The 14036-nt window shown below is 57.7% G+C and carries 15 protein-coding genes and 3 pseudogenes; 9 read left to right on the forward strand and 9 right to left on the reverse strand.

All coding sequences use genetic code 11. From position 1 onward, the window contains the following. The 4 genes and pseudogenes from CES87_RS21125 to CES87_RS21140 form a co-directional block, all read right to left on the reverse strand. Positions 1 to 649 (reverse strand): RHS repeat-associated core domain-containing protein (locus CES87_RS21125; RefSeq protein ID WP_141239470.1); only part of this gene is annotated, 649 nt, incomplete at its 3' end. A gap of 335 nt (positions 650 to 984) precedes the next feature. Next, complete coding sequence (locus tag CES87_RS21130) at positions 985 to 1269, reverse strand: DUF6124 family protein (protein ID WP_128607635.1); 285 nt, start codon at positions 1267 to 1269, stop codon at positions 985 to 987. 518 nt (positions 1270 to 1787) lie between these two features. Beyond that, positions 1788 to 2966 (reverse strand): MFS transporter, encoded by a 1179-nt coding sequence (locus CES87_RS21135; protein ID WP_128607636.1) that lies wholly within the window; start codon positions 2964 to 2966, stop codon positions 1788 to 1790. Between the two features lie 228 nt (positions 2967 to 3194). Next, positions 3195 to 3356, reverse strand: a pseudogene (locus CES87_RS21140) (LysR substrate-binding domain-containing protein); the annotation flags it as partial. Between CES87_RS21140 and CES87_RS21145 the strand changes: the two are divergent. Continuing rightward, a pseudogene (locus CES87_RS21145) lies at positions 3344 to 3541 on the forward strand (aldo/keto reductase); the annotation flags it as partial. The pseudogenes CES87_RS21140 and CES87_RS21145 sit on opposite strands and share 13 nt — an antisense overlap. Before the next feature lie 2 nt (positions 3542 to 3543). Continuing rightward, the gene (locus CES87_RS21150; protein ID WP_128607637.1) at positions 3544 to 4341 is read left to right on the forward strand and encodes an SDR family NAD(P)-dependent oxidoreductase; all 798 of its coding nucleotides are present in this window, start codon (positions 3544 to 3546) and stop codon (positions 4339 to 4341) included. A gap of 186 nt (positions 4342 to 4527) precedes the next feature. Here CES87_RS21150 and CES87_RS21160 read toward each other — a convergent pair whose 3' ends face one another. Together CES87_RS21160 and CES87_RS21165 are read right to left on the reverse strand one after the other, a co-directional pair. Continuing rightward, complete coding sequence (locus tag CES87_RS21160) at positions 4528 to 5922, reverse strand: HAMP domain-containing sensor histidine kinase (RefSeq protein ID WP_128607638.1); 1395 nt, start codon at positions 5920 to 5922, stop codon at positions 4528 to 4530. Beyond that, positions 5900 to 6583, reverse strand: a complete 684-nt coding sequence (locus tag CES87_RS21165; protein ID WP_128607639.1) for a response regulator transcription factor — start codon at positions 6581 to 6583, stop codon at positions 5900 to 5902. The genes CES87_RS21160 and CES87_RS21165 overlap by 23 nt, the downstream gene beginning before the upstream one ends. Positions 6584 to 6862: 279 nt before the next feature. Here CES87_RS21165 and CES87_RS21170 point away from each other — a divergent pair, with 279 nt between their 5' ends. Then, positions 6863 to 7792 carry a hypothetical protein gene (locus tag CES87_RS21170; protein ID WP_128607640.1) on the forward strand — a complete coding sequence of 310 codons (930 nt, stop codon included), beginning with the start codon at positions 6863 to 6865 and terminating at the stop codon, positions 7790 to 7792. A 311-nt stretch (positions 7793 to 8103) separates the two neighbouring features. On the opposite strand, the gene CES87_RS21175 is transcribed toward CES87_RS21170, so the two are convergent. Then, entirely contained in the window at positions 8104 to 8715 is a 612-nt protein-coding gene (locus CES87_RS21175) for a glutathione S-transferase (RefSeq protein ID WP_128607641.1), read from the reverse strand. A gap of 362 nt (positions 8716 to 9077) precedes the next feature. Here CES87_RS21175 and CES87_RS21180 point away from each other — a divergent pair, with 362 nt between their 5' ends. The 3 genes from CES87_RS21180 (at position 9078) to CES87_RS21190 (ending at position 11905) form a co-directional block, all read left to right on the forward strand. After that, positions 9078 to 9482, forward strand: a complete 405-nt coding sequence (locus CES87_RS21180) for a TraR/DksA C4-type zinc finger protein (RefSeq protein WP_128607642.1) — start codon at positions 9078 to 9080, stop codon at positions 9480 to 9482. Positions 9483 to 10064: 582 nt separating this feature from the next. Then, positions 10065 to 11288 (forward strand): methyl-accepting chemotaxis protein, encoded by a 1224-nt coding sequence (locus CES87_RS21185; protein ID WP_371858245.1) that lies wholly within the window; start codon positions 10065 to 10067, stop codon positions 11286 to 11288. Positions 11289 to 11701: 413 nt separating this feature from the next. Further along, on the forward strand, positions 11702 to 11905 hold the full coding sequence (locus CES87_RS21190) for a hypothetical protein (protein WP_128607643.1): 204 nt from the start codon (positions 11702 to 11704) through the stop codon (positions 11903 to 11905). A gap of 6 nt (positions 11906 to 11911) precedes the next feature. Here the strand turns inward: CES87_RS21190 and CES87_RS21195 are convergent, their stop codons facing one another. Both CES87_RS21195 and CES87_RS21200 read right to left on the reverse strand, forming a co-directional pair. After that, positions 11912 to 12151, reverse strand: coding sequence for a DUF2789 domain-containing protein (locus CES87_RS21195; protein WP_128607644.1), 240 nt, complete (start codon positions 12149 to 12151; stop codon positions 11912 to 11914). A gap of 133 nt (positions 12152 to 12284) precedes the next feature. Then, positions 12285 to 12515: a hypothetical protein gene (locus CES87_RS21200; protein WP_128607645.1), complete on the reverse strand. Its 231-nt coding sequence runs from the start codon at positions 12513 to 12515 to the stop codon at positions 12285 to 12287. Between the two features lie 684 nt (positions 12516 to 13199). On the opposite strand from CES87_RS21200, the gene CES87_RS33440 reads away from it, so the two are divergent. The 3 genes and pseudogenes from CES87_RS33440 (at position 13200) to CES87_RS33445 (ending at position 13997) form a co-directional block, all read left to right on the forward strand. Continuing rightward, positions 13200 to 13334 (forward strand): hypothetical protein, encoded by a 135-nt coding sequence (locus tag CES87_RS33440; RefSeq protein WP_256591020.1) that lies wholly within the window; start codon positions 13200 to 13202, stop codon positions 13332 to 13334. An 11-nt stretch (positions 13335 to 13345) separates the two neighbouring features. Then, entirely contained in the window at positions 13346 to 13795 is a 450-nt protein-coding gene (locus tag CES87_RS21210; RefSeq protein ID WP_178081461.1) for a hypothetical protein, read from the forward strand. Further along, positions 13795 to 13997 (forward strand): annotated as a pseudogene (locus CES87_RS33445) (hypothetical protein). The gene CES87_RS21210 and the pseudogene CES87_RS33445 overlap by 1 nt, the downstream one beginning before the upstream one ends. Positions 13998 to 14036: the final 39 nt, after the last annotated feature.

The raw sequence follows: 14036 nt of genomic DNA on the forward strand, positions 1-14036 counted from the left end.
TTTTTTGCTGATTCATCAGTTTAGATATTTTGTCACTCTCATTAATAAGCTTGTTGACTCTCCAGTTTTCGATTCGGTGCGTCAAAGTCCTAAAGACCCGACTTAGAAATATGGGAACATTACCTGTCGGGTCGATCTGATTCACTGGGTCTCCCAAGCAATACGCGTATGAGTTAAACCCACCATTTTCAAATGGACTCAAACTGTCTGGGCTGCCAAACCGCATCAACCATGGATAAAACGCTCGATAACCATTCCCCAACAAATAACTCCCCGTCACCGGATCCGGCCGTTCGCCGTTAAAACCCAGCAAACTGGCGAAGGCATTTTCGGGAGGACGATTGCCATACGGCGAATGGGCAATTAGCTGACGCTGTTGATTGGCATTAAGCGTGGCTAATACCGAGCGTTGTAGGTCGGTGGCTAACAAAGATGTAACTCGTGCACCACTCTCGCTTCGATTTTCCGCCAGTAACTGGTCGCCATGCTGGAAAATTGAATGATGCAGCGCATCCTCTATTTCGGTGGACAGGCGGCTTCTGCAGTAAAAAAGTTGACGCTCTGAACTACCTGGCAATGTGTGGCTGGTCAATCGATCCAGAGAATCATAGCCATAACTGCAGAGCACGGTTTGGGGTAGAAGTTGCATCGCACGTGCTCCGAGAGTTAACAGTACTGGCAGACAGTATTGGCGGTTTCGCGGAGGGTGGGAACTATCAGAACTGCTAGGGTTGCGATGTATTTGTGCTCACTGGAACTCTGTAGGAGCGAGCTTGCTCGCGAAGAACCAGAGGGCGCCGTTGGGCATCTGGTTTTACGCGTTATCGTTCACGACCTTCGCGGGCCAGCCTCGCTCCTACGGATTTGGCGTTGCCAGTATTGGTTGTGGCGATGCAAGACCTGTAGGAGCACGGCTTGCCGGCGATGGCGTCCTTGAGATCGCTATCGCGAGCAAGCTTTGCTCCTACGGGGTTGGGGTTGGCTTTACTCGGTCGGGTCGAGTTGGTCCAGCGCGCGGTTTACCGCCAGCTCGCCGAGCATGATGACTTGGGCGATGCCCAGCAGGGTGTTGCGATGCGTGCCTTCCAGAAAACCCGCCAGATCATTGGTCATCACACTGGCCGAGGCCAGCGATTCGCAGGCGTGGGCCAGCAGGGTTTCGGTATCGATGTCGGGGTTGATGGTGAACATAGTGGAGGGGGTGTGTGGCGTGGCCATGATGTTGGCTGCCGAATCGGTTTCTGGCGGGTTAGGCGTAGGCTTGAACATGGATGAAGCTCCTGGAATATAAATGAGGAGTCATCACCCTTCGCTACCAAACAAAGGGTGGTGGCCATACACAGGTTGGTAGACCGGTCCAGGAACCCGGCGCGTCCGAAGACGCCCTGCGCATGGCCACCATAAAAAACAGAGTTGAATTAGCCTCTGCAAAAAGTGGCACTGCGCACCTGAAAAAACCGGGCTACCAAACCCGATCGCTGTTTTTTTCAGCGACCGGCAAACGATAAAACCCAGCCCCAAGGCGCACAAGCCGGCGGATTCTGGCGTAACCGTAGGCAACGACGCAAGACACTGTAGCTTTCAGGAAGTAAATCTGACTCCCGTTAAACAAGCGCTTCCACACGGGCTTTTCAGCGAGCACAAAACCTATGTACAACACCCATCAAATGTGGAGCGGGCTTGCTCGCGAAAGCGGTGTGTCAGGCAATATATGAGTCGACTGACATTCCCTCTTCGCGAGCAAGCCCGCTCCCACATTTGTTTTGTGTTGGCCCGTAGATCTTCACCTACAGGTCTGCGCGTCTTGAATAGGTTATTGCCAGAAGCCCACACGAGGCAAAGGCGATGCCGACCACCGCCAACCCCTGCCAGCCAAAGTATCCGGCAGCGCTTGAACCGAGTGCCGAACCCAGCGCCCCACCGGTGAAGTAAGTCACCATAAACACCGTGTTAAGTCGGCTCACTGCATCGGGCGCCAGGGCCAGGATGCGTGCCTGGTTGGCCAGTTGATTGGCGCGGTTGCCGATGTCCAGCGCCGTGGCGCAGATCAGGATCAGCCACCAGAACCCCGCCGCACCGCCCAGGTATAAGGCCACAAAGGCCAACAATACCGCGCCGGTCCCCAGGTAGCTGAGCTTGATGCCGTAGTGCAGGGTCAGCCGTCCGAGCCAGGACGCGGCGAAAATCCCGGCAATCGCCGAGAGCCCGAACAAGCCGGCTTGACCGCTGGAATACAGATACGGCTCCAGCGCCAGTAGCGACGCCATCGAACCCCAGAACACGTTCAACGCGCCGAAGATCAGCCCGCCAGTCAATGAGGAGCGACGCAAGGTTGGGTGATCGCGGACCAGTTTCCACAGCGATTTCATCAGCTCGAAGTAGGGCAGGGTGCTGGACGGCGCGGTCGCCGGCATGCGCATCAGGATCGCCAAAAACAACAACACATTCATGGCGGCTGCGGCGAAGAACATCCCGCGCCAGCCGATCCAGGTACTGACCGCGCCACTCAATGCTCGCGCGAGCAAACCGCCGGCGGACAGGCCGCTGACCATCATGCCCAGCACGCTGCCGCGCTGGTCCGGGTGTGCGAGGGCGGTGGCGGCGGGAATGATGATTTGCGCACTGACCCCGGACAGGCCCAGCACCACGCTGGCCAACAGCAGCAATGAATAGCTCGGCGCGATGGCGGAGGCGATCAGGCTGAGGAAATTAAGGCTCAGCATGCCGAGGATCAGCGAGCGCCGGGTGAGCCGGTCACCCAGCGGCACGAATAGCAAGAGGCCTAGGGCGTAGCCGAGCTGAGTCAGCATGGCGATCTGGCCGACATGGGCGCCGGAGATGCCGAACGTGGCGCCAATCAGCGGCAGCATGGTCTGGTTGTAGTAGATGGTGGCGACGGAAAAGCCGCAACAAATGGCCAGTGTCACCGCGACGCTGGCGGGCAACCCGGTTTTGCTGTCAGGCATCGGAAATTTCCCCGGTTAAAAGACGTAAGAGTCGCTGTTGTAGTTTGTAGAAGGGAGAAGGGTCAAAGCACAAAATAGCAGGCCTGCTTGAGCTGATCTCACATGTGATTTTTGGGTTGTATCGGCCGGCCCCTTCGCGAGCAAGCCCGCTCCCACAGTAAAACCGCGTTCACCTGTGGGAGTGGGCTTGCTCGCGAAGGGGCCGGTGGCTTCCATGCGGATGTCGGTCGCCAGTGGGTGATGCTCAGGCAATGCCAGCAACATCGGGTCGTCCAGCACCTGAAAACTTAGCAGGTCGGGATCGTCATCGGTCGGCGGTTCACTGACCAGTGCGATATCCAGACTACGCTGACGCAGGCCTTCGAGTTGTTCGCTGGAGTGGAGGTTGTATCGACAAGGTCGAGCAAATCAAACGTATCGCCGCCGCCCACGGTGTCGATATCAAAGCGGCTGCGTTGCAGTTCTCATTGGCTAACCCGGCGGTTGCGGCGGTGATTACGGCCACCTTCTGGCAGGCGATGCGTGACGCGAAGCCGGTATCCGAGCGCGCCCCGTTGCCAATCATTGGAGCTTGAACATGAAAATCGATCTGAGTGGAAAACTGGCGATTGTCAGCGGCAGCACTGCTGGCATTGGTCTGGGCATCAGCAAGGCGTTGGCCGAATCCGGCGCTACGGTGGTGGTGATCGGTCGCGAGACGGCCAAGGTCGAGCAGGCACTGGCGAGCATCCGCCAGCAAGTGCCCGGCGCTCAACTGCGAGGGCTGACGGCTGACCTGGGTACGGCTGAAGGTGCACAGAAGCTGTTCGCCGCCGAACCCCGCGCTGACGTCCTGGTAAACAACCTCGGGATCTACAACGATGTGGACTTCTTTGACACCCCGGACAGCGAGTGGACGCGTTTCTATGAAGTCAACGTGATCTCCGGTGTACGCCTGGCCCGGCATTACGTGCCGGACATGGTCAAGCAGGGCTGGGGCCGGGTGATTTTCCTGTCTTCGGAATCCGGTGTGGCGATTCCCGCCGAGATGATCAACTACGGCGTGACTAAAAGCGCCAACCTGGCGGTGTCCCATGGTTTGGCCAAACGTCTGGCGGGCACCGGGGTAACGGTCAATTCGATCCTGCCGGGCCCGACCCTGACCGACGGGGTGGAGGCAATGCTCAAGGATGCGATCGCTGCCTCTGGCCGCAGCGTGCGCGAAGAAGCCGACGCCTTCGTGCGCAAGGCGCGGCCCACTTCGATCATTCAGCGCGTGGCGGATGTCGAGGAAGTGGCGAATCTGGTGGCGTACATCGCTTCGCCGCTGTCCTCGGCCACCACTGGCGCAGCTTTGCGGGTCGACGGCGGTGTCGTCGACAGCCTGGCAATCTGAACATTTATCAGGGTGGGCTTGAGGCGTTGCGGGCCAACTACCCAGCCTGACAGACACCACAATTCCCCTGTGGGAGCGGGCTTGCTCGCGAAGGCGGAGTGTCAGGCGCCATCATTGCCGACTGGAAGTCCGCTTTCGCGAGCAAGCCCGCTCCCACATTGGATCGTCGTTGTTATGGAGATCGTGTCATGTCTGGGTAATCAAACTCTGCCGACAATCCAGCACCAGCCGCGCTCCACCCAATTCACTCGTACCCACCTCCAGCGTAAACCCATGCAAGCTGACAATCGCCGCAACGATCGACAGCCCCAGCCCGAAACCGCTTTTCAGATTACCCGCCTCGGCGCGATAGAAGCGCTGGAACACCGCCACCCGTTCAGACTCGGGAATACCTGGGCCTGAGTCGAGCACTTCGATGCGGGTATGTCCGTCCTCGTTAACCCCACGCAAAATCACCTGGCCACCGGGCGGGGTGAATTTGATCGAGTTGCTCAACAGATTCGCCACCGCTTCAAACAGCAAGGCGCGATCGCCATTGAGCGACGGCAATGTCGCCGGCAATTGCAGTTCGAACGCCAGCCCGTCGTCTTCCGCCAGCGGCAGATAAAACTCGTGCAGTTCCTGCAGCAACGATATCGGGTCGAGTTGCACAAAACCGGAACGACGCTGACGGTCCTCCAGTTCGGAGATCCGCAGCAACCCACGAAAACGCGCCATCAGCGTGTCGGCCTCGGCCAGCACAAAGTCCAATTGCGCAGCTTGCGCGGAGCCTTCGCCGGCCTGTTGTTGCATGCGGTAAAGCTGCGCGCGCAAGCGGGTCAGCGGGGTACGCAAGTCATGGGCGATGTTGTCGCACACCCCTTTGACCTCATGCATCAGGCGTTCGATGCGTTCGAGCATGGCGTTGACGATGGCGGCGAGCATGTCGAGTTCATCGCGGCGGCTGGACAGCGGCAGGCGCCTGGTCAGGTCGCCGGCGACGATGGCTTCGGCGCTGGCCTGAATCCCGCGAATGCGCCGCAGCGGTCGGCGGCGTAGCAGGTGCCAGCCGACGATGCCCGGCAGGATGGTCAAGGTCACGCCCCAGAACAAGGCGTGGAGGATGATCCGGGTCACGGCGAACAACGAACCGTTGTCCCGTACCAGCACCAGCCAGCGGCCATCTTTGGTCTGGGTGGCCACGGCGTCACAGCTGTCAGCGGGCAAGGTCGGGTCGTCGGATTCGGTGCAGTCGCTGAGCATGTGAATCTTGCCGTCCAGCGGCAGGCCTTCGGGGATGTGGCGCAGGGCACCGTTGAGGTAACGATGCTCGGCATCGAACAGGCCATAGGCGTCGATGCCGCGAATGTCGAAGGTCATGCTGACGGCGAGGGCGTCCACCAGCTGTTCGCCCTGAAAGCGCGAAAACAGATGCTGACGTTGCATCAGCGAATGTTTGGCCAGGTTGTCCAGATAATCGGACACCTCGTAATACATGACCCCCATAAGAATGCCGCTCCAGGCCACGAATAAGGCGCTGTAGAGTGCCAGCAGGCGACTGCTGGAAGAGCGCCAGCCTTTAGACGGGTTCGGCAATGACATAACCCGAGCCTCGCACCGTCCGAATCAGTGGAACATTGCCAGGTGGATCAATTTTCTTGCGCAGGCGGCCGATGTGCACGTCGATCAGGTTGGTGCCAGGGTCGAAGTGATAACCCCAGACCTCTTCGAAAATCATCATCCGCGACAGGATCTGCCCGGTGTTGCGCATCAGGAATTCCAGCAGCTTGTATTCGGTAGGTAGCAGCGTGAGCAACTGACCGTCGCGGCTGGCTTCGTGGCTGATCAGGTTCAGCTCCAGACCCGCCACCCGCAGCGTGGTGGCCTGGGCGGTCCCGGTGGTCTGCCGACGCAGCAGGACTTCGACCCGGGCGGCCATTTCATCGGTGGCGAAGGGTTTGGTCAGGTAATCGTCGCCGCCGGCACGCAATCCGCGCACACGCTCATCAACGTCGGAAAGGGCGCTGATCATCAGGATCGGCGTGGCCACGCCCATGGTCCGCAACGTGGTGACGATCGCCAGGCCGTCGAGCTCGGGCAACATGCGGTCAAGGGTGATCAGGTCATAGTTGCCGCTGACCGCACGCTCCAGTCCCTCGCGCCCATTGTTGACCCAATCGACGTCGAGGCCGTGGCTGCTTAATTCGGCGACGATTTCCCTGGCGGTCACAGCGTCGTCTTCAATGGTCAAGATGCGGGTCATAGGGCGGGCCTGATTAGGTGTTCACAACGATAGGCGGCATTTTGCCAAGAAACGCTTGCAGGCTTTCTAAATAAAAGTTCATGGACTTTTCGAACACCAGTCAATGCAGAAAACCCGCTGAGCATAGCCTTACGTTGCATATTGCATGGAACTGGGAAGTTCAATCTTTATAAATGGCTGACCTACAACGCTTTATTCAAACCCCGCGACTGGCACGCTGACTGCAACTGTTTATTCGAAGAGTTGTAACACCGCCTTTCTGCCTGGAGCGACATAACAATGAATACATCCTCTGATGGTTTCTATCCCGCCATAGATGAGTCGACCACGCTCTCTGGCGTGTCGTGGGGCGCGATCTTCGCCGGTGCCGCGGCTGCGGCGGCGTTGTCGCTGATTCTGATACTGCTTGGATTCGGCCTTGGTTTTTCCGCGGTGTCGCCGTGGGCCAATGAAGGCATAAGCGCCAAGGGGCTGGGCATTACGACGATCGTCTGGCTGGCCTTCACACAAATCGTGGCGTCCGGGGTCGGTGGCTACATCGCCGGTCGGCTGCGGGTGAAATGGACCTATATGCATGGCGATGAAGTCTACTTTCGCGACACCGCCCACGGCTTTCTGGCCTGGTGCGTGGCGACGTTGGTGACGGCCACATTGATAGCCGGTTCAGTCAGCAGTCTGGTCAGCGGGGGTGTACAGGCCGGGGCGCAGGTAGCCGGTGGTGCCGCCAATGCCCTGACCCAGGTCGCGGGCAAGGCTGCTGCCAATACCGACAGTGATCAGTACGGCTACTACATCGACAGCCTGTTTCGCAGTGACCGTCCGGATGCCATCAATGATGATGCTGCCCGAGGCACCGTGACGCGTATCTTTGCCCGCTCCTTGAGCGATGGTCAGTTGGCTGCTGAAGACCGTACTTACATTGCACAACTGGTCGCGCAGCGGACCAACATGACCCAGGCCGACGCGGAACGTCGTGTCGATGAAGTCTATGCCCGCACGCAAAAAGCCGTGGCCGACGCCAAACTGGCAGCACAACAAGCTGCCGACAAGGCCGCCAAAATCGCCGCCTGGACCACGTTGTGGATGTTCGTTGCACTGTTGTTCGGTGCGTTCTTCGCCAGCCTCGCCGCAACCTACGGCGGCCGTCGTCGGGATGCCGTGGTGTATCTGGAAACCGACACTTACGTGACCACCGCACCTGTTCGCTAACCCAGGAGAATCATCATGCGTTCATTACTGCTGTTATTTCTCGGTGTACCGATCCCGATCATTATCCTGATCGCGCTGTTTATGCACTGATACTTGCGGGGCTTGTGCCTGCGCCGCTTCTGCCTTTGGTAGAAGCGGCATTTTTAAGTGTGGGATTTTTTTTTACATTGATATTGCCTGTTCTGGCCTCTTCGCGAGCAAGCCCGCTCCCACATTACATTTTCAGCGAACACAAAATCTGTGCTCGACAAAGATCCAATGTGGGAGCGGGCTTGCTCGCGAAGAGGCCAGATCAGGCGCAGCAAAAACTGTCAGTCAATCGGAGTGTCTACAAACTCCTCGAGCCCCTCTGCATAGTTGGTGAATGCAGCGATCCGTGGAAACTGCGCATTCGACACCTGATCCGGTACCACGAAGTTGGTAAAGCTCCATGCCACGGCCAAGGTGATCCCAGCCTGGTCAATCGCTCCCTCAGTTCTCAACGGTTGCTTCTCCAGCTCCCGCTCCAGCGCGATATACGCTGCGACCAATTGCCCTTCGACCCGATCAACCCAAGGTTGGTATTGAATCTCCTCCGGCCGCAAGTTGCGCTCGTAATAAAGCTGCACCGACTTTTCGCACGCCGCCAACGCCAGGCCAATCAGACGCAATGAACGCAGGCGTTGCTCGATACCGGTGGGCATCAAACTGCGTTCCGGGCCGGACAGCGTTTCCAGGTAATCGATGATCAAGGTTGAATCCATCAACACTTCACCGTCATCCAGCACCAGCGTGGGCGCCTTGACCACCGGGTTTATCTGCTGGAACTGTTCGAAGGTCCTGAACACCGACACCGATTCGTGCTCAAGCTCGATGCCCAGGCGTTTGGCAGAAATGGCGACGCGTCGTACAAAGGGTGAATCCAGCATACCGATCAGCTTCATTTAACCGCTCCTTGAATTTCCATTTCGGGAGGGGACAACCTTAGCTGAGCCTTCGGGACCTGCAAACGGGGCTCCACTGCGCAGCCGTCTGTCTTCTATATACCTCCACTCGATTGAATTTCTTGCTATAAACGCACTCCGATTACCGCCTGGATGCCTGCCATAGAGCATTTTCGAGGCCTTGTCGGACAAATTCGCTGTCTTTTCAGTTGCTGAGGCCTCAAGTCGGCCTTAGACTGCCGCCCCTCGTAAATTGAGTGCCGGGTGGCGCTTGGAACAAACTGCGCCTTTCCGATGGCCTGCCCAGGTCCGCCGGAACGCTCCCTAATTCGCCTTAATGCACGTTTTTTATAGAGATATCAATGACAAAGGACAAGTTGCTGGCCATGCCGGCGGATGACTACATGAATGCCGAGCAACACGCTTTTTTCTCCGAGCTGTTGCAGAACATGAAAGTCGAAACCCATGCGCGCATCGAACAGAACCGCATCGCCATTGAAAGCCTGGACACCCCGGCTGACCCGGCTGACGCGGCTTCCGTCGAAGAAGAGCGCACCTGGCTGGTGAACGCGATCGATCGCGACCAGCGCATGCTGCCTCAGTTGGAACAAGCCCTGGAACGCATTAAAGAAGACAGCTTTGGCTGGTGTGACGACAGCGGCGAGGCCATCGGCCTCAAGCGCCTGCTGATCAGCCCGACCACCAAGTACTGCATCGAAGCTCAAGAACGTCACGAGCAGATCGACAAGCACCAGCGTCAGGCCTGATTCCGTAGCGCGCCCATCGCGGGCAAGCCCGCTCCCACAGGATCATTGTGAACCTTGTGGGAGCGGGCTTGCCCGCGATGCTTTTTGTCGTCCAGGAAATCTTCTGTTGATCTGCTGCAACGCCCTCGACTAAAGCACCATAGATAATGGCTTTACAGTGGCGTTGAATGCGAAGACAACAATTAGAAGATTTGCGGGGTGACGAAGATGATAAGAGACGGGTCTATGGCTGTGCCTGCGCCAGTGCTGTTGCCAAAAAACCGCTGGCTGACGCCTACGCTGCAAAGCATCGCCCTGACGCTATTGCTGTGTGGCATGGCACTCGGGAGCTGGTCGCTTTATGTTGGCCTGCCGCTGGCTGTGTTGATTGTCTGGCTGCCTCGCCTGCGCTCACGCACGATCCCCGATGCCGCTCCTGTCGATACGTCTGGCGCCATCTCTGCGTTGACTCGCGATCTTTCCTACACCACCAGTCATAACGCATTGTCTGCCGCTGGCGTGGCCTTTTCGGTCAAACAGCTGGCCGACAAACTTCAATCGCAACTTGGCGCTGCGGCACAAATCGTCAGCAACGCCGAAGTGATGATCGTTACCGAACAAGCCACCTCGACCCTCAGTCGCGAGGCGCTGAGTGCTGCGAGCGAGGCGCATCAGAGCGGCGCGGCAGGTCACACCGAGTTGATCGAGTCGATCGCGCGGATGCATCAGCTCAGCGAACGGGCCAACAGCAGCCGTGAACTGATCGAAGCCCTGAGCCTGCGCAGCGACGATATCCAGCGTGTGACCCTGGTGATCCAATCCATTGCCAGCCAGACCAATCTATTGGCCTTGAACGCGGCGATCGAAGCGGCGCGGGCCGGGGAACACGGTCGCGGCTTTGCGGTGGTGGCCGACGAGGTTCGCGGTCTCGCCGCACGCACGGCGACCGCGACCGGCGAAGTCGGGGAGATGGTGGCCGATATCCGGCAACGCACTGCACAAGTGGTGGAACAGATCCGCCAGCTGTCCAGTGACCTCGACACCGGCGTCGAGCAGGTCGAGCACACCGGTCAGCATCTGGAAAACATCGCCCGTCTGGCGGGCAGCGTCGAACGTCAGGTCGGGGAAATTGCCCGCGGTGCCGAGACCAATCGTGAACAACTCGACAGCCTGTTTCACGCCATCGAACAGATGCGCAGTGACCTGGCCGTCAGCGATCAACAGACCCGGCACCTGGCCGAAGCTGCGGTGCAGATGGAAGGCCAGGCGGAAACTATCAGCGAACGTCTGGCGGAAGTCGGGCTGGACGACTATCACCAGCGGATTTATGACTTGGCCCGCGAGGGCGCGAGTCAGATCGCGGCGCGTTTTGAAGCGGATGTTGACGCTGGCCGTGTCAGTCTCGACGATCTGTTCGACCGCAATTACCAAACGATTCCCGACACCAGTCCGGCCAAGTACCAGACGCGGTTCGACCGCTACACCGATCAGGTTTTGCCGGCGATCCAGGAACCGATGCTGCCGCGTCATGAAGGGTTGGTGTTTGCGATTGCCTGTACTCAGCAGGGGTATGTGCCGACCCACAACAAAGTCTTCAGCCAGCCGCTGACCGGTGATGTGCAGGTCGATGCTCTGCAAAACCGCACCAAACGCAAGTTCGCCGACCGCACCGGGATTCGCTGTGGCAGTCATCAGCAGGCGGTGCTGTTGCAGACCTATACCCGTGACACTGGGGAGCTGATGCATGATCTTTCGGTGCCGATTTTAGTGAAGGGGCGGCATTGGGGTGGGTTGCGGTTGGGGTATAGGCCGCAGAAGCCTCGCTAGCAGTGGATTTGGATTGGATTGCATTGGCGTACTGATAGTTCCTACGCTCTGCGTGGGAACGATCAGAATAGCCGACCTGATTTTTGCGGATGTACTCGTTCCCCTGTAGGAGCGAGCCTGCTCGCGAAATACATCCGGCCAACTCGATCCTTCAGACAGGGCGCGTTATCGTTGACGTCCATCGTCGGAACGCCGCCCGGAGCCGGCTCGCTCCTACAGGGTATCGAATGCATCTGAAAAATCTGGTCGGTTGTCAGGCCGCCTCGCTTTTGCTTTTCGCGGTAGACGCCCCCGAACCCGCAGATTGTTACAACTTTGGCAACGGAGCTCTACAAAGTCGTTATTGTTTCCGCCCATCGTGACTCATTACCATATCTACATAGTTAGGTTGCTAACGGAGTTCGAAGAGCAACATGCAAAGCAAAGTGGATGTGGCTGTGATGATTGGTAGCGGTGTGCCCGCCAGTTTGCGAGCCTTGGGCCAGAGCGTGTGCTGGGTGGTGCTGCTGAACGGCGAGCGCCGGGGCACGGCATTCTCCAGTCGCCATGAAGCGGAGGAGTGCAGGGCTGCCTGGGTGGCGCAATTGAACGTCGAAACGCCAGACAGCCTGCATTGAACGAGGTCAGTGCATCTGGTGCATGCGCAGGTTCAGGTCGTCGACCACCCGCGCCCAGTCGGCATCTTCACGTAGTTGTTCTTTCAGGAAACCTGCCTGTTGCGGCGTCCAGAACGCGGCATCGATGAGTTTCTTGTCGTCGGGCAGCGGTGAATGATTGGCAATGAAATCGTCGATAGCTTTCTGGTTGGAGTCCAGGCCGAGCTGGTCGAACAAACCTTTCAAGTCGTGGGTTGGTGATTCCATTTTCATCTCCTGGCAGGGGTGAATCGAGTTCGAGGTCTGAATTACGGCTCCAATACTTCTGAGAGAGCCGCGCGTCAGGAGTTCGAAATCAATATTCAAACGCAGAAGTGAGCATAGACCGCAAACCTGACTATCAGGCTTTCAATGCACCGCCATCGACAGCCGCCTTGAGCTCCTTCGCGGATTCCTGGGCGGCGAGGGCGGCAACGTCCGATGTCTTGAACCAGCGGTCTTTCTCGACCTGGTGATAGGTCACGGTTTTGAGCGGTGGCTTGGCGCGCATGACAATCACGGCCTGGTACTCGCCGTCGACCTCTCTGGCTTCGCCCCGGATAAAAAATTCGCCAATATCAAATTCCGTCACGTAGCAGCCTTCTCTTGGAAAATATTGTTATGTTCAGCGACGCCCCACATTGGCGAGGCGCGTTTGACTGGTCGGGCAGTATGGCAGTAGTTGCTTGCCGGCGGCTGAGTTAAGTCGCCGGCATGACGAATCGTTACATGAATGAGTGAGGCGCGTTGAGTCAAATCCGAGACTCAAGCAAGCGGGCGAGGGCGCAGGCTTCGTTATGATCGCCGCGGAAACCTCTTACATGCCCTGTGGAAATTTCTTTGATATGGAAGAACGCATTGCCGGCCAGTATCACCTGAAACCTCAGAAAAACGGGGACCTGAGGCTGAAGTTCAGGGCATTTCAACATCTTCGGATGTGGAACCGATGAAGGTGCCAGAGGGTGAGCGAAGTGAGTCAGCGTGCACATATGAAGTCCTTTTCGTTGTTTTACCGACGTATGCACGTCGGTATGGGTAGTCTAGGCGAGCATGGCTGCTCTAGAATCACCCTCACTGGTGGGTGATCGATGATTATCTAAAGCAATTTTTGGCTGGCGATCTGTCAGAAAAGTGATTTTTTTTAAGAGTTTTTTCCCTGAAGTTGATAGTCCGTACTTTCTCTGGCCGTAAGAAGGGTGTTTTCCTTCAACCTTTGACGAATGCCAGGCAAGACGAGGCGAGTGGCGTCCAGTAGTCTGCTCAAACCTCGTGATGGATGAGTCCTCTGCTCGTTCAGGATCTCGACCCGGGTTTATTTGGCTTCACCTTCGGCATTGCCGCTTTTTTCGGCTGTGCGCTTTTTATGCGTGCGGCATCATTTTCAGATGTGGGGATGGTTCCTTGGCAGTAAGTAATCTCGATATGCATGCTTTGTTCGTGTTGGGTGATTTGCGCGCAAAGCTGGTTAAACAATTCCAGTCACGTTTCGTTTACATCACCGAGCAGAACGCCGAAGGCATCTACATCGCCGAAATCGACACAGAATCGGCGCTGGTGGTGGACGACAAACCGGGGCTCAAACTCAAGGTCGGCGATCATTTCAGCGCCTCGGTCTTGCCCAGTCGCGAAGGTGGCAAGCTGGAAATCCGGTTCCGCGAAATCAAACTGACGGTCTACGGCCTGGGCGACTATGCCTTTGTGACCACCGCCGACGGCGAGGCCATCGTGTTCAAGGAAGGCCACAGCGCGGTGACGGTGTTCGCCGCCCACCAGCAGTTGCAGGAAGGCCTGACCAAGACGCTCAAAGCCGTGACGGGCAAGGCCGCCAAATGGCGCAAAGGCGAACTGGTGACGTTCAAGGCCAGCGAGTAATGAGCCTGCCCCGCGCCGATTTCCACCAACAGAACCAGGCCAGCGCTCAGGCCCAAGCCCGGCAATTTTTGAGCAGAAGGCTGTTCTGCGAGGAGCCTGGCTAAATTGGGTGGCGTCACAGATCTACACTTTGCGCCCGGCGGAACACGCCAGCATGGTCAGAAGAGAGCTTGGGCGTTTGCAGGAAATTTCCGAAAATTAATCCAGATCCCTCGAAAGCAGGAACCTCTACTACAGTCAG

Source organism: Pseudomonas sp. ERMR1:02 (genome assembly GCF_002277815.1).
GTDB lineage: Bacteria > Pseudomonadota > Gammaproteobacteria > Pseudomonadales > Pseudomonadaceae > Aquipseudomonas.